Origin of the sequence: Agromyces sp. NPDC057865, assembly GCF_042796995.1 — a bacterium.
Taxonomy (GTDB): domain Bacteria; phylum Actinomycetota; class Actinomycetes; order Actinomycetales; family Microbacteriaceae; genus Agromyces.
Genome location: NZ_JBHVMJ010000004.1, coordinates 174,786 through 194,208 on the forward strand (window position 1 = coordinate 174,786; position 19,423 = coordinate 194,208).

Below are 19,423 nucleotides of genomic sequence, written 5' to 3' on the forward strand. Positions count from 1 at the left end.
GTCTCAGGAACCGAGCAGGATGCTCTGGAACGCGGCCTGGTACTTCTGCTCCTCCGCCGGGGTGAGCGTGCGGAAGATGTGCGCCTGCGACAGCGTGTCCTCGTCGGGGAAGATCAGCTGGTTCTCGGCGAGCTCGGGGTCGATCGCCATCGCCGCCTCCTTGGCGCCGACGACGGGGGTGATGTAGTTCACCCACGCGGCGACCTCGGCGGCCACCTCGGGCTCGTAGTAGTAGTTGATGAGCGTCTCGGCGTTGGTCTTGCGTGGCGAGCCGATCGGCACGAGGAAGTTGTCGTTCCAGAGCGTGCCGCCCGCCGTGGGGATCGCGAACTCCCACTTGTCGCCGGCCTCGGCGTTGATGACCGTGATGTCGCCCGACCAGCAGATGGCGGCCAGGGTGTCCTCGCTCTTCAGGTCCTCCAGGTAGGAGTTGCCCTTGATGTTGCGGACCTGGCCGGACTCGACCTGCTCGCGGAGGATCTCGTTCGCCGCCTCGAACTCGGCGTCGCCCCAGTCGCCCGAGATGTCGACGCCGTTCTGCAGCATGAGCAGGCCGATCGTGTCGCGCATCTCGGAGAGCACGCCGATGCGGCCCTTGAGCTCGGAGTTCCAGAGGTCCTCGACCGATTCGAGGCCGCCCGGGATCGCCTCCTTGTTCCAGCAGATGCCGGCGAAGCCGCCCTGCCACGGCACCGAGAACTTGCGACCCGGGTCGAAGTCGGGGTCCGCCAGCGCGGGCGTGAGGTTGGACAGGTTCGGGATGTTGGCGTGGTCCAGCTCCTGCGTGTAGCCGAAGCGGATCCAGCGGCCGACCATCCAGTCGGTGAGGCAGACGGTGTCGGCGCCGATGTCCTGGCCGAGGGCCAGCTGGTCCTTCACCTTGCCGTAGTAGGTGTTGTTGTCGTCGACGGCGACCTCGTAGTTGACCTCGATGCCGGTCTGCTCCGTGAAGGCCACCAGGGTGGGGTAGTTCCCGTCGTCGTCCTCGTCGATGTAGGCCGCCCAGTTCGCCCAGTTCAGGGTCTTGTCGGTCTCGGACTTGTCGGCGGCCGCGGAGGGCTTCGCCTGGCCGCCACCGGTGTTGGCACAGGCCGCGAGCGCGAGGGCGGTGGCGCCGGCGCCGGCGCCGGCGAGCAGCGTGCGCCGGTTGAAGTGCGCCTGACGGGCCTGCGCGATCAAGGAGCGGATCATCGGATCCTGGGGTAGGGGCCGAGCGGTCACGGGGGAACTCCATTCGGAATCGGGCGCGTGCTGGGGGTGGGTCGATACTGACACACTGGGGGGCGAGATTCACGGAATAATGTCCGAATCGTTAATTTCTGCGAACATCGTGTGCGGATTCAGTACCGATCGCGCAGGTTGACGCACGTTTTCAGTTGTCCACGTGGACAGGCCATGCGCATCTCATCGGTTCGCCGCCGGGTCGCATCAGCCAGCACTGCGCGACCGGATCGTCGAGCAGCGGCGCCGGTGCCGAGCCCCTCGAGAACACGCGGAACTCGCGCGATCCCCCGTGCACGACGATCACGGCCTCCTCGCGCACGAGCGCGGCGAGCGTCCAGTTCGCGGTCCACGCGTCGGCGTCGCCGACGACGACGAGCGGATGCCCCGCTCCCCCGCCCGCGCCCGCGGCGATCGCGGCGCGGAGGGTCGCGTCGGGGCCCGGCTCGAGGAGCACGGGCGCGGACCCGAGGCGCCCGAGCGTCGCGGCATCCGCTCGCGGTCGCGCGCTCACGACCGCGGTGAGCCGCGTCGTGCCGAAGCGGAGGATCGGCGATTCGACGCCGGGTTCGGCCGGGAGCGGCGGAACGTCGACCACCTGCAGCCGACGCTCGCGCCACTGGCCGGAGCCGGGTGGGTCGCCGGCCCTCCACAATCCGGTCGCTCCGCCGGCCTGCGCGAGGTCGGTCCGCGTCGGATGCCGCAGCAGCACGGTCGAGCCGAGCAGCTCGCGAAGGCCCGCCGGGAGGCGATGCGCCGAGCCCGCGGCCGCTGCGACCGCGAGTCCCCGTTCCCGGCCCTCCCGCAGCAGCCGCTCGAGCATGCCGACGGCCGCGACGCGGTGCTCGTCGGGCCAGTCCCGGAACGCCACGTCGAGGTCGTCGACGAGGAGGAGGACACGGCGGGACGATGCGCCTCGGCGATCGTCGAGGGCGAGTACCCGCAACGTGTCCCATCGAGCGCTGGGCGGTCCGGTGACGCGGCGCACCTCGAACGAGGACGCCTCCGCCGCCCGCGCGATCGCGGCGAGCGCCGTCGTCCGACCGCTGCCGGGCTCGCCGACGACGAGGAGGTGCCCGTCGGCCTCGGGGGTCCAGACCGCCGCGACGTGCCGCTGCCGCTCGGGGTCGTCCAGGACCCCGAACGGGAGCCCCCGGCCGCGCTCCCGGGTCCGGGCACCCTCGGCCACCGCACCGTCGGCGGCGACCAGCTCGGCGAGCACGGACGGCGTCAGTCGCGCCGGCAGCGGATCCATCCACGGGCGGCGGGCCGGCGCGAGCGTCGACGTCGATCGATGCAGGCGCTCGAGCGAGCCCTGGTCGACCAGGGCGGACTGGAACTGCACGGGGCATCGGTCGCCCAGGTCGACGATGCCACGGCCCGGCCGGTCGGGCCGGATCGCCGCGGCGGCCTCGGTGCCCACGACCGCCACACTGTCGGCCCGCTGCCGCACGCGCAGCGACACCCGGATCGCGCAGTTCGCCGACACCTGCTCGCGCACCACGCCGTTCGGTCGCTGCGAGGCGAGCACGAGGTGCACGCCGAGCGACCTGCCCCGCGCCGCGACGTCGGCGACGACCAGGCCCAGGTCGGGGAACTGCTCGACCATCGCCTGGTACTCGTCGACGACGAGCACGAGGCGAGGCAGCACGACCTGCTCGGGTAGCGCGGCGAGGTCGCGCGCGCCCTCCGCGAGCAGCACGGCCTCGCGATGCCGCAGCTCGGCGCGCAGGCTCAGGACCGCGCGCTCCGCCTCGGCCTCGTCGAGGTCGGTGACGATGCCCGTGACGTGCGGCAGCCCGCGCAGTGGCTCGAACGCCGCACCGCCCTTGAAGTCGACCAGCAGGAAGGCCACGCGATCAGTCGGATGGCGGGTCGCGAGCGCCGCGAGCCAGGCGACCAGGAACTCGCTCTTGCCGCTGCCCGTCGTGCCCGCCACGATCGCGTGCGGTCCGTGCTCGACGAGGTCCAGCGCGAGCGGCCCGTCGGCGGCCATGCCCACGACGACCCGGAGCGAGGTCCTCGAGGAGTCCGGCGACGGCTGCTCGAGCGCGTCGAACGCGACGCGCTCGGGCACGCCGGAGCCCGAACCCGCCTGCTCCCGCGCGGCCGCGGTGCGCACCCGGTCGGCCCACGCGGACGCCTCGGCCACGCCGACGAGGTCGGGCAGGATGAGCGTGGGAACCGCGGCCCCGCGCCGTTCGACGACCGCCCGCCGGTGGTCCGACATCCGGACGACCGTCTCGAGGCCGTGCGGCAGGTGCTCGGCCGCATCGGCCACGGCGATCGTGGCGACGGCATCCGTGTCCGCCGTCGTCCTCGCACGCGCCGGCTCCGTGCCGCGGTCCGGTCGCCCGACGACGCGCACGGCGAGCGGCCCGCTCCGGTGCGGCAACGCCGCCGACCACGCCCATGCGTCTCCGGCCGGCAGCGCGATTCCCACCGCATCGGGCCGGCCCGCGTGCGCGACCTGGACGACGAGGGCGCGGGCGAGCGCGCCGGCGATCGGTTCGACCCCGACGACGCCGATGCCGCCCGCGACGGACGCGAGCACGGGCGCGTCGTCGAGCGCACCCGCGGAGCGGAGCAGCGTGCGATCGTCATCGTCGTCGGGCACGCCGTCGATCCGGACGCCGCTGGCGATGGTGCCGCGACCGAGCACCACCCGGTCGGGCGGTCCGTGACGCCACTCGAGGGGGCGAGCGTCCTCGACGATCTGCCTCGCCGACGCGACGCGGCGCCAGTGCGCAGCGCGCTCCGCCGCGTGGCGGTCGGCGACGGCCGTGCGCAGCTCGGCCAGGAGCGCCGCCCGCTCGGCGGCGCCCCGCCGGCGCGCGCGGCGACCCTGGCGTCGCGCGTCGACGACCGACGCGATGGCGACCAGCGGGCCCAGTGCGGCGAACGCCAGGGAGAGGGCCGATCCCGTCACCGCCCAGAGCACCGCCGCACCGGCGAGCGGTGCCACCGCCGCGAGCCACGGGAAGCCCTGCGCGACCGGCTCGGGCGCCCGGGGCGGGAGTGCGAGCGGCGGGTCGCCGGGTGCGGCGAGCTCGGGCGGGGGGCGATCCATCCCGTCATCCGATCATGCGAGATCACTCGCTCGGGCGCGTCCGGGTCGGGCCGTTCCGGGCCCGCAGCGTCCGCTCGATTGGGGAGGACGGGACGAGCGCGTCGCCGCGTCAGGCCACGGTGAACGACTGCTCGGCCAGCTCCACGAGGCTCCCGCGCGGCACGAGGTACCGGCGCCCGGGCTCGCAGCGCAGCGCGCCGTCGTCGGGGCGGCGCACGACCGTGCCGTTGCCCGAGAAGCGGTCGGCGATCCAGAGCTGGCCCTCGTGCTCGCCGAACTCGAGGTGCGTCTTCGACACCGAGAGCGTGCGGTCGGCGATCTGGACGAGGTGGTCGAACTCCTCGCCCGGCTGGGGCAGCGGCCTGCGCCCGATGAGTCCCGTGCCGAAGACCGTGCGCGTCTCGCCGGTGCTGAACGACAGCACGAACCGTGGCGAGGTGCGCGCGGAGGCGAGCGTGGTGGGCGCAGCCGGCGTCGCGGCCGGCGTCGCAGCGGGCGCCGAGGGCGGCCCCGTCAGCGCGGACGACGCGGCGGCGTCGAGCACGCGGGCGATCGCGGCATCCGCTCGCAGGTCGTCACCGCCTTCGACCGCCGACGACGCCGCATCGTCGAGCACGCGCGCGATGCCGGCATCCGCTCGCTCGCCGTCGCCGTCGTCGTCGCTCGCATGGAACCCGTGCACCGGGATGCTGATGACGCCGCTGTTGCGGCGCGCCGGGCGCTCGATCGCGGTCGTGTCGCCGGGTCGCGGATCGGGCCGGCGGCGGGACTCGGGCGTCGCGCTCGTCGAGCTGCCGCACTCGCCGCAGAACATCGCCCCGTCGGGGAGGTGCGCACCGCAGATCCGACACGTCACGGCCTGGCTCCTCTCCGCGTCACAGCGTACCCGGCCAGCGAGTTCAGCGAGATCGCGGCGCGGAGCCGATCGCGGCGCGTGCGTGGCGCGGCGAGGCGCTCCTGCAGCTCGTCGACCGTGTCCCAGACCCGCTCGTCGTCGCCGTCCGCCGGCCCGTCGGGTGCGTAGACCGCCCGGTCGACGACCGACGCGAGCACGAGCGGACCGAGTCCGCCCACGGTCGCCGCCTGCTCGGCCCGCGTCGCGTTCTGGCGGATCGGGTACCCGAAGTCGACCGCGGTGTCGGCGAACTCCTGCCAGCCGCCCTCGATGCGCTCGACCGGGGTGGGCGCGCGCCGGCGGAGGCGCCGTCGCCGCAGCTTCGCGACGATGATCGCGAGGAACGGGCTCACGAGCACGGCGAGGCCGAGCAGCGCGAACCCGGTGACGGCGAGCGCGGCGAGCAGCGCTTCGACCCACGGCTCGACGCCCTGGTCGCGCTGGTCGAGCGTGAGGTCGGGATCGGGATCGAGGTCGTCGACGGGTGTCCGCTCCGCCGGCGGCGGCAGGGCGGACTGCGGCCGGGACACGACGGTCGGCTGGTCGGGATCGCGCTCAGGGATGTCGCTGCGCTCGGGATTCGGGTCGACCGTCGCCCAGCTGCCGTCGGCGTCCTGCACCTCGATCCAGGCCTGGAGGTCGTCACGGTGGAACACCACAGCCTCGCCGGCGCCCGCCGCCGCCTCGTCGAGGTCGGGCATGTAGCCCACGACGACGCGCGCCGGGAAGCCGATCTCGCGAGCCATCAGCGCGGCGGCCACGGCGTACTGCTCCCCGTCGCCGATCATGCGCTGCTCGTCAGCGAGCTCGATGATCCGATCGAGCGAGTGCCCCGAACGGCTCCACACCTCTCCCTCGGTGCCGTGGCTCACGTAGCCCGTCTCCCGGAGGCCCGCGACCATGGCCTGCAGCCGCACGCCCGGGGCATCAGACGCCGGTGCCCAGTCGTCGAGCAGGCGTCCGAGCTCCTCGGGCATCGCGGGCGACGCCGGAAGCACGCTCGTGCCCGGGCGCAACGCCTCGAGGCTTGCGGGCCGACGCGGCGTGATCGACTCCGTCGTATAGCGGTCACCGGCGGTGAGCCCGGTCTGCACCGCGCCCGTGCCCGTCACGTCGTTGTAGAAGAACCCGTCGGCCAGGACGGGCGCGCGGTCGCCCCCGAAGGTGATGCGCTCGAGCTGCCCCACGCCCGGCACCCACACGTCGTCGTAATCCAGTACGAGCACGTCGAGGCGCGTCGACGTCCCGTCGACGTCGCCTTGGTCGAGGCGGTACGGGACACGGGTGAACCGACCCGACTCGCCCGTGCCGTCGGCGCCCCCGACGTTGTAGACGATGCCGTCGTACGTGTCGAGCGTTGCGACGCGCAACCCAGCGCCCGCCGGCAGGCCACTGACCTCGAGCATCTCGTCATCGACGGCCTCGGGATCGAACGCGTTGCGGAACCCGGCGAGCGGGCTCTCGTGCTCGCGTGGCTCGAACGGCGGCTGCAGCTCGGCGCGCACCACGCTGCGCGGCGGCGTCGGAAGCGCGACGGCGGCCGCCGTGGCGCCGACGAGGGCGACGGCGACGAGGGCGGATGCCCCGAGCACGCGCCGCGCGTCGGCGAGCGCGGCCTCGACCGGCCGCCCGGTGGTGATCGCGCGCCGACGGGCGATGGCGACCCGCACCAGCCAGGCGATCGAGGTGACGAGGAACGCGAGCCCGGTCTCGACCGCGAGCGTCTCGTGCACGACCCCGAGCGCGATGCCCGCTACGAGCAGGAGCGCCGGCGGGATGACGGCCGCCGCGGGGCGTCGGCTGCGAAGCGCGATCGTGACGGCCGTCGTCGCGGTGACGAGCGCGAGGAGGAAGGCCGGGACCAGGAGCGCCTGGTAGGAGCCGACGGGCACCGCGATCGTGACGAGCTGCTTCCACGACAGCGCGGCGCCGGCGAGGAGCTCGACGAGTCCGTGCGGCGTCGCGATGACGCCCGCGATCGCGCTTCCCGGCACCGCAGCCGGCACGCCGAGGGTCAGGTATGCGCCGAACACCGCGACGACGACGGCCCAGGCCGGCCAGTGGAATCGTGCGCCCGCGAGCCCGATGGCCGATCCGGCGATGATGGCGACCGTCGCGGCCACGAGGAAGGCCGGACTCTCGTAGATGGGCCACCACGGGATCATCGCGGCGACGAGCATGGCGCCGACGAGGGCCATCGTGGTCGCGGTGGACCACACGCCCTCGGGCGCGGCCGGCCGTCGCTGCGCGTTCATGCGATCGACGCCGATCGAGCGAGCATGGCGCGGAGGTCCTCGAGGTACCCGATGCCGAACACGGTGAGGCCGGCGACGGTTCGGGCGGTGGCCTCGCCGCCGGGCGAGCACTGCACGGCGATCGCCTCGACGCCCGCGGGGAGCCGCGACGATGCCGCGCGCAGTGCGCCCGCGCCGCGGCCGGTGCCGGTGATGAGGAAGGCGAGCGAGACGCCGGGCAGCGATTCGGCCGCCGCCCGGGCGACGTCGGGCAGCAGCAGTGCGGCGTCGTCGCGCTCGACGACGCAGAGGGCGTCGAGCAGCCGGTCTCGCGACACCGTCGGCAGCTCGCGCATCCCGCTCCCCCGCGCGCCGACGCGACCGCGTCCGGAGACGACGAACGACACCGTGCGGGCGTCGCGGATGGCCCGGGCTCCGACGGACGCCGCCGCGCTCACCGCGAGCTCGAACTCCTCGTCGTCGGCGTACGCGCCGGGCTCGAGGTCGAGCAGCACCATGAGCCGGCTGCGTCGGGTCTCCTCGAACTGCCGCACCATGAAGGTGCCCGTCTTCGCCGTGCTCTTCCAGTGGATGAACCGCCGGTCGTCGCCGGGCACGTACTCGCGCAGCGCGTGGAAGGCGATGTCGCTCGCGGTGAGGTCACGCGTGGGCGAACCCTCGAGGTCGCGGATGAAGCCCGTACTGAGCGTGCCGATCGCGATCGTGCGCGGGTGCACGTGCAGGTCGACCGACTGCGACCACACGATCTCGCGGCGCATGAGCCCGATGGGGTCGGCGCGCACCGTGCGGGCGGGCCCGACGGGCACGATGCCGCGCCGCTCGGTCGGGATCTTGAAGTGGTCGTCGAACGCCCCGCCGCGCGGAAGCCCCGGCAGCACGCGCTCGACGACCTTGTTGCCGACCGGCACCTCGAGCTGCACGCCCCCGAAGCGCCGGCGTCCGGGGTTCGCCGCGATGAGGCGGGCCTGGGCCTGCTCGCCGACGACCACGCGCGGCGTCGGCAGCATGAGCTCGATCGTCGACGCGCCTCGGCCGATGAGCCACACGGATGCCACGGCGACGAGCAGCACGAGCCCCCACCCGATGGCGATGAACTCGACCCAGCCCCAGGTGTACCCGACGGCGAGCGCGGCGACCGCGCCCGCGACGACCGCCCAGCCGAGCGGCGTGACGACGCCCTGCACGGCGCGCGCCCAGTCCGCGACGACCCCCGCGGCGGCGACGATGCCGCCGACGGCGCGTCCGATGACGACCGCGAGAAGACCTTCCCTCTTCGCCTCCTCGGGGATCGACGTGCGGGTCTGGGTGAACGTCACACGGCCTGCCTGCTGGACGGCGGCGGGGTCTCGATGAGCACCTGGGAGATCAGGTTCGAGGTCGTCACCCCGTCGAACTCCGCCTCGGGGTCGAGGATGAGCCGGTGCGCGAGCACGGGCTCGGCGAGCGCCTTCACGTCGTCGGGCACCACGTAGTGGCGGCCGCGGCCGGCGGCGTGCGTCTTCGCCGCGCGGATGAGGGCGAGCGCGCCGCGGACGCTGACGCCCAGCCGCACCTCGCGTGCGGTGCGGGTGGCGTCGACGAGGCGCGACACGTAGTCGTGGATCGTGGGGTCGACGTAGACGGTGCGCGCGAGCGCGGCCATCTCGACGATCTCCTCGGCGCTCAGCTGCGCGCCGACGCGGTGGTCGTGGGCGCGCTGGTCGGCGCCCTCGAGGATGCGGATGGTCGACGCGTGGTCGGGGTAGCCGATCGACGACTTCATGAGGAACCGGTCGAGCTGCGCCTCGGGCAGCCGGTACGTTCCGGCCTGCTCCACCGGGTTCTGCGTCGCGATGACCATGAACGGATGCCCCACGGGGTGCGTCTGCCCGTCGACGGTGACCTGGCCCTCCTCCATGACCTCGAGGAGCGCGGACTGCGTCTTCGGGCTCGCGCGGTTGATCTCGTCAGCGAGCACGATGTTCGCGAAGACCGGTCCGGCGTGGAACTCGAAGACGCCGCTGCGCTGGTCGTAGACGGTGACCCCGGTGATGTCGCCCGGCAGCAGGTCGGGCGTGAACTGGACTCGGTTGCTCGAGCCGGCGACCGACTGCGCCATCGCGCGCGCGAGCGACGTCTTGCCCGTGCCGGGCACGTCGTCGAGCAGCAGGTGACCCTCGCTGAGGAACGCCGTGAACGCCAGTCGCACGACCCGGTTCTTGCCGAGGAGCACCTCCTCGACCGCGCCGACGAGTCGGTCGAGGTTCGCGGCGAACCGCGTCGCCTCCTCGGGGGTCATGGTCATGCTCGCTCCTCGTTCATCGGTTCCAGTAGCGGGCGACGACGCCTGCGACCTCAACATCCAACCAGACCCGGTCCCCGGGCTTGGCCTCCGGCATCTGGCACGTCGTGGCGGTCTGGGCGACGCGCGGCTGTCCGTTCCCGCCCTCGATGCCGCACCGGAACACGGTCGGCAACCCGGAGTTGTCGGGCGCGGCGGTCCACGACCACGTGGCGGTGGCCTCGTCCCAGACCCGGCTCGGCAGGGCGAAGGTCAGCGTCGGCTGCGCGTCGGCGGGGAAGATCGCCGACCACGGACCGCAGCTGCCCCACACCGTGCACGAACGCACCTGGAACCGCGCGGCCTCGCCGAACGGCCGGTTCAGGAGGGTCCGCAGCCAGCCGGTGCCCTTGAACTCCGTCGGGCTGCCGATCTGGGCGCCGTTCGCGTCGACCGCGATGATCTGCAGTCGCGGGCCCCCCGCGTCCACGCGGTCGATGTAGCGGTCCCACGTCTCGACGTTCATCCAGTCCATGTGGCTGTCGACCGCGCCGATGGCTCCGGGGGCCGGTCGCACCACGATCCCGGCGACCTCGGTGTTGACGCAGGCCGAGCGGTTGTAGCCCCAGACGACGAACGAGTAGCGCGTCGACTCGGTCGCGGTGCCGCCGAACTGCACGCTCGAGGCATCCGGCCCCACCTGCGCGACCTCGGCCACCGTGCCGCCGCTCGACGGGCCGACGACGCTGCCGGGGGCCGGGCTCGTCACGGAGCACGCCTGCGGACCGGTCGGCACCGCGGTCTGCCCGTCGGCGAGGCGCTGCACATAGTACCCACCGATGGGGTCGCCGTTGCCGTCGAACGGCGCCCACGAGACCGTGACCGTCCCGGCGAGGGCGTCACCCGTGACGGCTATCCCGCCGGCGATCGGCGGGCCGAACGGCGTGCCGGTGCCGCCGGCCTCCGTCCACGCGGCGAGGGCTGGATACGCCTGGTTGCGCGCGCTGACCGTGAACGGGACCTGCGTGCCGTTGGGGATGCCCTGCGACACGGTCGAGCAGACCGTCGCGGTGCACGCCGCGGCATCCACCTCGCTCGAGACGCCCGCCACCGTCACGACGTACGAGCGGACGGCGCTGCCGGCTCCCGTCGACACCGGCTGCCACTCGATCGAGAGGCGGCCGTCGAGCGGCAGCGCGCGCAGGCCCTGCGGGGCGGGCGGGATGACGTCGGACCAGATCGGGCCGGGTGCGTCGACCGGGTCGGAGAGGCCGATCGCGTTCCGCGCCTGCACGCGTACGATCACGCCGTTCGCCTGCCCGTTGCCGGGCGTGCCGACGGTGCACGTCGTCGCCGCGCACGTCGAGGTGCCCACGACCCCGCCGCTCGCGGGATCGACGAGCGCGATCTCATAGCCCGTGATGGGCGAGTTGTTGAAGCCTCCGGCGCCGAACACGACATCGAGCGTTCCGTCGCCGAAGCCCGTCACCTGCGGGGCGCTCACCGGGTCGGGGCGGTCCTGGACCGAGATGGTGATGGTGCCCCATGCGTAGCGGCTCGGATCGCCGGTCGCATCGGCGACCTGGTACTGCAGGGTCGTGTTCACGGCGGCCGCACCCTGGGACACGTCGACCGTGAGCGTGGCGTTGTCGCTGCTCGGCACGATCGACACGCCGTCGGGCAGGCTGTCGTCGAGGCCGCGCACGCCGACCACCTGCAGGGGGGTCCCGGGGAACGGGTTGGTGGCCGAGTCGTTCGCGAGCACGTCGATCGTCGTCGTGCGTCCGCGCGCCGCGACGGCCAGGTCGGGCGCCGGCTGGGCGAGCGGTCGCGTGGACGGGACCACGCGCAGCTCGATGCGTCCGGGCGTGCCGCGGCCCGAGGCGTCCTCGACCGCCATCGTGACGGACTGGCGGGTGCCCGTCGGCGTTCCCTCGTCGGCGGTGAGCTGGAGCTCCTGCCCGTCGACGGCCACGGTGAAGCCGTCGGGCTCGGGCGCGAGGACCCGGAACGTCAACTCGTCGATCGCGTCGGCGTCGGGGTAGTTGGTGAGCAGCACGAGATCGACGGTCCTGGATTGGCCGGGCTCGAAGTCGATCACGGCGCCGGTGAACGCGGGCGGCTGATCCTCGGTTGGCTCGACCGTGATCGGGATCACGATCGTGCCCGTGCGCGCGGTGGGGTCGCCGTCGGACTCGCCGTCGGTCACGGTGAACGACAGGGAGGCGAGGCCGGAGTAGCCCGGCTCGCTCTGGAATCGCAGGGTATCCGCGTCGACCACGAGATCGGTGCCATTGCTGTGCGAGGCGCGCACGCTGGCGCTGTCCGTGATGCGTACCGGCCGACCGGATGCCGCGATGACGTAGTCCTCGAGGTCGAGCACCACCTCGTCGCCGCTGTCGACCACGACGTCGGGAGCGTCTCGACGCAGTTGCGGCAGCGCGTCATCGCGGCCCGGCACCCAGATAAACGCGAGGGCCGACACGTCGGGGTCCTCGGGGTGCGTGACGCGGAACGGGATGATCCGCCGCTCATCCTGCACCGCTACCCGGATGCTGCCGTCGCGTCGCACGTCGGCGCCCTGCTCGTAGCCGTCGACCAACGAGACGTCGAGGTCGGCGGGATTGCCGTCGGCGAGGAACACGTTCCGAAGCACCTTCACGTCCACGAACTCCTCGTCGAGGATGTCGCTGAGGCTGAGCACCGTGTCGGATGCCTCGGGGCGCGCGAACGGCGCGTCGTCGTCTGCCGTCACCGTGAGGAACGTCGAGGCGGAACCGAGTCGCTCGTTCTCGATCGTGTACCGGAAGCCGTAGACGCCCTCGCTGTCGGGCACCTCGATGCGCACGACGCCGACGTCGTCGACCTCGGCTTCGGCTTCGTTGTCGTTGGGCTCGACCGCGACGAGCGACAGTGCGCCTCCGTCGGGGTCGGAGTCGTTCGCGAGGACGCGCACGGCGATGGTCCGGCCCGGGCGCACCGTCACCTCGTCGGGCATGGCCACCGGCGCCCGTGCTCCGTCGAGGCGGGTCGCGATGCCCACCCGAATCGTGCCGTCCGCACGGGCACCCAGTGCGTCGATGATCGAGTACTGGAAGGTGTCGGTGCCGGCGGAGTACTGGCCGGCCTGGTACTCGAGCCAGTCGCCGCCGCGGTCGACGACGGCTCCCTCCTGGGGATTGGACTCCTGGGCGAGCAGCTGCACCGAGTCCCCGTCGGGGTCGACGCCGCCGAGGGGGATCGGGATGCGCACGGTCTCGCCGGCCAGCACGCGCGCCGTGATCGTGGGCGGCACGGGCGCGCGGTTCGTCTCGACGACCGCCTCGCGGACCGAGATGTGCACGTCGGCCGTGGCGAACTGCCCGTCGGGCCCCTCGACCCGGTACTGCGCGTCGTACTCGCCGGGCTCGTCGGGCGCGAAGTAGCGCAGCCGATCGCCCGCGGCGAAGAGCAGGCCCGCCGTGGGTTGGAGCACGAGGTCGGGCGCAAGCGTCAGCGGCAGGCCGTCGGGCTGCTCGTCGTTGTCGAGCACCGGGATGTCCACGACGTCGCCGGTGCGCGCGGAGATCGTGTCGGCCACGGCCACGGGCGGCTGGTCGACCGCCGGCGGCGTGACCTCGACGACCGTGACCGTTCCGTCGGCCGACGCGAGTCCGTTGCTCACCCGGTACCCGATGACCGTGGATCCCAGCCCGAGCGGCTGCGAGAGCGTGATCCGCAGGATCCGGTGGTCGACGACCTCGACCCGCGCGCCCTCGTCCTCCGCGGTCTCGGTGAGGCCCGTGACGACGAGCACGCCGCCCGTCGGATCGATGTCGGTGGCGAGCACGTCCACGTCGAGCGGCTGTGCGATGCGCAGGAACGCCGTGTGGGGCACGGTGATCGGGGTCGTGTCGAGGTCGGGTGGTGCCGACACGTCGACGCGCACCGTACCGGTGGCGGTCACGGTTCCGTCGGTCACGGAGTATTCGAGGAGGTGCGTGCCGAGTGCCGAGCTCGTGAACCGGAAGCTGCCGCCGTCGAAGTCGGGCGTGATCTCCACCTCCGGCTTCGCCGGCACGGCGCTGAGGCGTGCAGGCCCGGAGCCCCCGTGCACGTAGCGGAGCGGATCGATCCGGATCTCCTCGCCGGCGGTCGCGAGCGCGACGAAGGGTTCCGCGATGAGCGGCACGTCGCCGGGCGCACGCACCGACACCGTCAGCTGCCCGGATCCGTCGGCGCGGCCGTCGGAGACCACGAGGGAGACGGCGCGCTCTCCGCCGACGCCGTCGCGCTCGTCGAAGACGACCACGCCCTCGGCCGTCGACGACACGGCGTCGCCGCCGGCGGTCGTGGCGGACTTGAGGAAGAACGGATCGCCGTCGGGGTCGAACCACTCACCGAGCACCGCGGTGGTGACGCGGCCGCCGACCTGCACCGCCGCGTGGTTCTCCCGCTCCCGGTACGGTGGTGAATTCTCGTCGTCATCGCGGACCGTGACGCTCACCTGTGCGCGCGCGGTGCCGCCCCGGCCGTCATCGACGGTGTACCCGAACGAGAGCACACCGGATGCGCCGTCGTCGAGCGTGAGCTGCAACTGCTGGTTGTTCGACACCCGGTCGATCCTCGCGCCGGCGGGCAGCGCGCCGTCGACGGAATCAACGACGAGCACGTCGCCGTTCGCGTCGTAGTCGTTGAGCAGCACGGGCAGGATCGTCGACCGTCCCGGTCGCGCGCCGAGTGCGTCGTCCTTCGCGACGGGGGCCACCTGGCCCTTCTCGAGGATCGGCGGCGTGTTGGGATCGTTCTCCTCGATCTTCTCCTCGGTGTAGTCGGTGTCGAGCAGGTCCGCCCAGTTGTCGATGAGCCCGTAGTCGGCGGAGGCGGCCCACGACTTCCCGGTCTGGCGGTCGTTGAGGACGAGCGCGTCGCCGTTCACTTCGAAGGCGGGGGTGTCGGCATTCTCGCCGTCATCGAGCTGGAAGCGACGCCCCTGCTGACCCGGGCACGCGACAGCCGCCTTGCCGCCCGCCCATGCCGCGTGGAGGCAGCCGTCGAAGCGCACCGGAGCGGCCGGGTCGCCGGTCACGTCGTCGATGACAGCCACCGGTGCGCCCCCGTCGAGGTCGACGACGACGAGTCCGTGGCGATGCGCGATTGCGACCGTGTCCCCGTCGGCAGCGGGCTGCTGCAGGCGGACCGCGTCGCCGATCTCGATCATCCCCGAGAGGTCGATGCGGCGGCCGTCGATCGTGAGCGCGAGGTCGGCCTCGTCGAGCACCACCCAGTGCTGGTCGATCGACGTGATCTGCACGTCGTGGTCGTCGTCGACGGGACTGGCCTGCCAGCGCGCCCTGACCGTCTCCTCGCCGGCGGCGTCGACCCGCGCGATCTCGCCCGTCGACGGCGTGAAGGCGAACAGCACGCCCTCGGGGTCCACCGACGAGACGGTGCCGCGGCCGAAGGTCAGCAGCGGGTCGGACTCGGCGTCGAAGTCGACGAAGTCGGCGGCGGGCATCGACCAGAAGTCGCCGTTCGCCGCGAGCACCACGCGGTCTCCTGCGAGCGCGAGCGTCGTCTCGCCGGGAGGCACCGGGACGGTCTCGACGACCTCCGAGGTGGTCGCGTCGAGGACGTCGACGCTCGCGCGGCTGGTGTCGAGCACGAACACGGACGAGCCCCGCTGCACGATCTCACGCTCCGGGGACGACCCTGGCGTCTGCACCACGGAGTTCAGCTCGTGGATCTTCGTGTTGGCGCGGCCGACCGCCTCGCGTTTCGCGTTCACCACCCAGACCGACGCGTCGCCGAGGTCGACCCGCTGCGCGGCGTATCCGCCCGACGCGACCGCGACACCGACGACGAGCGCGACCACGCCCGTGATCGCCCCCGCGGTGATGAGCGCGGAGCGGTGACGGCCGACCTTCGGCAGCCGCATCAGCCGACCCCCGTGACGTCGACGCAGCGCTCGGCGCTCGGAGCGCCGCTCTTGCCCCCGCGGGTCACCGTGACGGTGACGCACACCCGGTCGCCCTCCTGCACCGGGACCTCGACGCGGGCGACGCGCTGGACCGGCTCGGGATCGCCGTCGACCGCGACGAGGTACGCGTCGCCGCCCTGGATGCCCGGATCGTCCCACGTGAAGACGGCCGAGCCGTCGACGACCGAGCCCTGCACGTTCGCGACGACCGGGATGGACCGAGTGCCCTGCAGGACCGCCACGACGCCCGCGCCGACGAGTGCGACGATGAGCGCGGCGGCGATCGAGATGCCCCAGACGAGCCGCTTCGTGGTGGGCGGCGCGGTCCGCGAGCGGCCCGTCGAGAGCTCGCTCGAGCGGCCGTCGATCCCCTGCGCCGTGCTCTGCGTGCGCACGGGCGTCCGACGGGGGCGACGGCGACCCCCCTGGCGATCGACAGTCGAGGGTAGGCCGGTCACGCGCGTCCGCTCGTCGAGGTCGACCGCGGTGGCGAGGGCCCAGTCGTCCATGGCGACCTCGAGCGGCGTCTGCGGAAGGCCGAGCTCCTCCTCGACCGACTGCAGGTCGCGGATGAACTCGAGGGCGCTCGCCTGCCGGTCTTGCGGCCGCTTCGACATCGAGCGCGCCAGAACGCGCTCGAGGCTCGGCGGCACGTCGACCCGGCCGGTCGGGGCGGGCTTCGCCTTCTCGATGCGGCCCATGAGCGTCACGGGCGCATTGTCGCCGCCCGGCACCTCGAACGGGCTGCGCCCGGCGAGCAGCGAGTACACGGTGGCCCCGAGCGACCACACCTCGCTCGCGACGGTGCCCGACACGTCGTCGTGCAGCACCTCGGGGGCCGACCACGGGATCGAGAGGCCGACGGCCTCGCTCGTCTCGGCCTCGCCGAGGGTCGCCGCGATGCCGAAGTCTGAGAGCACGGGGTGGCCGTAGGCCGTGGTGAGGATGTTCGAGGGCTTGATGTCGCGGTGTAGCACGCCCTGCCGGTGGGCCGTCTCGACGGCGCTCGCGATGCGCACGCCGATCGAGAGCACCTCGGCGAGCGGCAGCTGCACCGCGCGGTAGCGCTGGCCCAGCGTCGACGAGCAGTACTCCATGACGAGGTACGGGCGGCCGTCGGCGGCGACGCTCGCCTGGTACACGGTGAGGATCGACGGATGCGACGACAGCTGGGCCATGAGGTTCGCCTCGGCTTGGAACATCCGGCGCAGGTCGTCGTTCACGACCTCGGCGAGCAGCACCTTCACCGCGACGAGCCGGCGGGGCATGTTCTGCTCGTAGAGGAACACGTCGGCGAACCCGCCGGAACCGAGCACGCGGATGAACGCGAACCCGGGCAGGTTCGGTGGAGTGGACGGCAGGCGCCTCGTCACGATCCTCCCAGCGTTCGAGTCCATCGGCGCCCGCACCAACGCCCGGCGGGCCCCGGTGACCCCCATTGTAGGCGGGCGTGCGGATGCTGCGACGACCCCTGTGGGGACGGGCCGGGGCGGCCCGCGGCATCCGTCAGTCGACGTCGCTGTCGGGGTGCCGGTGCAGCGGTGCGTGGGCCGGTCGGACCACCTTGAGCACGTCGAGCACGACGACCGTGATGTTGTCGCGGCCGCCGTTGCCGACCGCCGCCTCGACGAGCTGGCGGGCCGCCTGCTCGGGCTTCGGGTTGGCCACGAGGAAGTGCCGGATGCCGTACGACGTGAGCTCCTTGGTGAGCCCGTCTGAGCAGATGAGCAGGCGCATGCCCGGCTCGACCGCGATCGCGCGGTAGTCGGGGATCGGCGCCTCATGGAAGCCGACCGCGCGCGTGATCACGTTGGAGTGCGGGTGGGTGTCGGCCTCCTCGCGCGTGATCTGGCCGGCGTCGACGAGCTCCTGCACGATCGAGTGGTCGACGGTCAGCTGCTCGAGCACGCCGCCGACGAGCCGGTAGACGCGCGAGTCGCCGATGTTGAACACGATCCAGGCGGGCTCGTCGGAGATGCTGCCGAGCGCGGCCCCCGTGACGGTGGTGCCGCTGCCCTCGTCGGTGACGCCGGCGCCGCGGCCCATGTCCTGCACGGCGAGGCGCAGCGCCGCGTCGATCTCGGGGGTGCCCATCATCGCCTTGCCGCCGTGCTCGGCGAGCCGGGTGACCACGGCGGCGCTGGCGAAGTCGCCCGCGGCGTGGCCGCCCATGCCGTCGGCGACGGCGAAGATCGGCGCCTGCGCGACGAAGCTGTCCTCGTTGACCTCGCGACGGAGGCCCGTGTCGGTGACGGCCGCCCACGCGATCGTGATCTCGGTGCCGTCGGGCAGCGTCACGCGATGACGGGCGTTGCCGTTGCCGATCTGCGTCACGGGACGTGCCTGCTGTCTGTTCTGTTCACTCGGGGGGCGAGCTGGGGGCGGGGAGGATCTCGATGATCGTATCGTCTCCGAGGTCGAGCCGGGTCCCCGGTGCGACCACGATCGACTCGCCGGCGCGCATGCGGCGCGTCCCGGTCGCGCTGCGCACGATCGTGCCGTTCGTCGAGCGCAGGTCGGTCGCGACGACGCGGGTTCCCTCGACGCGCAGTTCGAGGTGCGTGCCCGACACGACGGCGCGCGGCGACGCGACCGTGACGAGTTCGGGCGCGAGGCCGTGCGGATCGGGCACGCGCGGCGCGAAGGGCCGCCGGCCGATGAGCACCGGGCCCGTGACCGGGTGCGGCTCGCCGCCGCCGATGCGGAAGGCGGGCACGTCGGGCGCCGCGGTGGGTCGGGCGGATGCCGCGGCGGCGTGCTCGGCGGGGGCCTCGGTCGGCTCGGCGGATCCCGCGGCCGCCTGCCCGTCCGCGGCCGGGCTCGGCTCGGCGGGAGCCGCTCCCGGGTGCCCGATCGGGGCGACGGCGTCGATCGCGCCCGGCTCGATGGTGGCCGGCACGCGCGGCGGGTCGAAGCGGACACCCGCGCCGAGGACGCGCGGCTCCCGGCCCGCGAGCGCGCCGTCGGGCGACGGTGATGGCGACGGCCTGACGGCCGGTCGGATGACGCGGAGACGGGAGGTCGGCGGCGAGGCGACGTCGAACGACGGCCCGTGCAGGGCCTTCGGCGTCGGTGTCCATGTCGGTGGTCGGCCGGGGCGCCGCACGGTGTCGGCGTCGGCATGCCCGTCGGCAGGCTCGCCGGCGACGGGCACGTCGTCGTCGGGGCTGCGCACGGTGTCAGGGTCGTGCGGACGCGGCAGGAGCACCGTGTCCGCGTCGGCGACCGCGGCATCCGGCCTTCGGGGCCGCGGCGGGGCAGCCGACCACTCGACCGCGGACGCCCGGATGCCCGCGCGTGCATGGCCAACGGGGTCGCCCGACTCGCCGAGGCGGTCGAGGGGCGCGTCGGCGCCGGTGGCGCGAAGCGCGATCACGGAGCCGAAGTCCGCCAGGTGCCATGGGCGGATGCCGCGGGCGTCGAAGCGCCGTGTTCCGCCGGGCGATGTCAGGTCGACCACGGCGTCGCCGCGCACGACGGCCGTCACCTCATCGGTGCCGGGGCCGGGCCACCACACGATGGCGAACGACTCGACGGCGTCGGCGCCGCCGAGCGGGATCATCCCGACGAGCGCCTCGACGGTCACCGTGTCGTCCGCCGCGGCGGCGGCCAACGCGGAGGTCGCCGAGTCGGGCGACGGCGCCGCGACGGCGACGATGAAGCGGTCACCGACCACGACGTCCCACGCGCATGCGCCGGGCACCGCCGAGCTCGTGACGGTTCCCGCGACCATGTCGAACAGTCTGGCACCGCGGCGCGCGGG

General features: G+C 73.3%; 10 protein-coding genes. All 10 read right to left on the minus strand.

Annotation, left to right across the window (positions count from 1 at the left end; all coding sequences use genetic code 11):
- Window positions 1-3: 3 nt before the first annotated feature.
- Window positions 4-1,191, minus strand: coding sequence for a PotD/PotF family extracellular solute-binding protein (locus ACFVN5_RS18595; RefSeq protein ID WP_376957177.1), 1,188 nt, complete (start codon window positions 1,189-1,191; stop codon window positions 4-6).
- 181 nt (window positions 1,192-1,372) lie between these two features.
- Complete coding sequence (locus tag ACFVN5_RS18600) at window positions 1,373-4,291, minus strand: FtsK/SpoIIIE domain-containing protein (protein ID WP_376957185.1); 2,919 nt, start codon at window positions 4,289-4,291, stop codon at window positions 1,373-1,375.
- A 109-nt stretch (window positions 4,292-4,400) separates the two neighbouring features.
- Window positions 4,401-5,147: a hypothetical protein gene (locus tag ACFVN5_RS18605; protein ID WP_376957188.1), complete on the minus strand. Its 747-nt coding sequence runs from the start codon at window positions 5,145-5,147 to the stop codon at window positions 4,401-4,403.
- Window positions 5,144-7,441 carry a transglutaminaseTgpA domain-containing protein gene (locus ACFVN5_RS18610; protein ID WP_376957191.1) on the minus strand — a complete coding sequence of 766 codons (2,298 nt, stop codon included), beginning with the start codon at window positions 7,439-7,441 and terminating at the stop codon, window positions 5,144-5,146. The genes ACFVN5_RS18605 and ACFVN5_RS18610 overlap by 4 nt, the downstream gene beginning before the upstream one ends.
- A complete protein-coding gene (locus ACFVN5_RS18615; protein ID WP_376957193.1) occupies window positions 7,438-8,757 on the minus strand; it encodes a DUF58 domain-containing protein in 1,320 nt (439 codons plus the stop codon). Before ACFVN5_RS18615 ends, ACFVN5_RS18610 begins: the two co-directional genes overlap by 4 nt.
- A complete protein-coding gene (locus ACFVN5_RS18620; protein WP_376957196.1) occupies window positions 8,754-9,725 on the minus strand; it encodes an AAA family ATPase in 972 nt (323 codons plus the stop codon). The genes ACFVN5_RS18615 and ACFVN5_RS18620 overlap by 4 nt, the downstream gene beginning before the upstream one ends.
- A gap of 13 nt (window positions 9,726-9,738) precedes the next feature.
- On the minus strand, window positions 9,739-15,618 hold the full coding sequence (locus tag ACFVN5_RS18625) for an Ig-like domain-containing protein (RefSeq protein WP_376957199.1): 5,880 nt from the start codon (window positions 15,616-15,618) through the stop codon (window positions 9,739-9,741).
- Window positions 15,618-17,033, minus strand: coding sequence for a serine/threonine-protein kinase (locus ACFVN5_RS18630; protein ID WP_376957202.1), 1,416 nt, complete (start codon window positions 17,031-17,033; stop codon window positions 15,618-15,620). The genes ACFVN5_RS18625 and ACFVN5_RS18630 overlap by 1 nt, the downstream gene beginning before the upstream one ends.
- Window positions 17,034-17,166: 133 nt before the next feature.
- The gene (locus tag ACFVN5_RS18635; protein WP_376957205.1) at window positions 17,167-17,994 is read right to left on the minus strand and encodes a PP2C family protein-serine/threonine phosphatase; all 828 of its coding nucleotides are present in this window, start codon (window positions 17,992-17,994) and stop codon (window positions 17,167-17,169) included.
- A gap of 25 nt (window positions 17,995-18,019) precedes the next feature.
- Complete coding sequence (locus ACFVN5_RS18640) at window positions 18,020-19,393, minus strand: FHA domain-containing protein (protein WP_376957207.1); 1,374 nt, start codon at window positions 19,391-19,393, stop codon at window positions 18,020-18,022.
- Between the last annotated feature and the right edge of the window lie 30 nt (window positions 19,394-19,423).

Excerpts from the sequence above, each read along its gene's own strand:
- ACFVN5_RS18595 (WP_376957177.1), bottom strand. The coding sequence starts at position 1,191 with ATGATCCGCTCCTTGATCGCGCAGGCCCGTCAGGCGCACTTCAACCGG.
- ACFVN5_RS18600 (WP_376957185.1), bottom strand. The coding sequence starts at position 4,291 with ATGGATCGCCCCCCGCCCGAGCTCGCCGCACCCGGCGACCCGCCGCTC.
- ACFVN5_RS18610 (WP_376957191.1), bottom strand. The coding sequence starts at position 7,441 with ATGAACGCGCAGCGACGGCCGGCCGCGCCCGAGGGCGTGTGGTCCACC.
- ACFVN5_RS18620 (WP_376957196.1), bottom strand. The coding sequence starts at position 9,725 with ATGACCATGACCCCCGAGGAGGCGACGCGGTTCGCCGCGAACCTCGAC.
- ACFVN5_RS18625 (WP_376957199.1), bottom strand. The coding sequence starts at position 15,618 with ATGCGGCTGCCGAAGGTCGGCCGTCACCGCTCCGCGCTCATCACCGCG.
- ACFVN5_RS18640 (WP_376957207.1), bottom strand. The coding sequence starts at position 19,393 with ATGGTCGCGGGAACCGTCACGAGCTCGGCGGTGCCCGGCGCATGCGCG.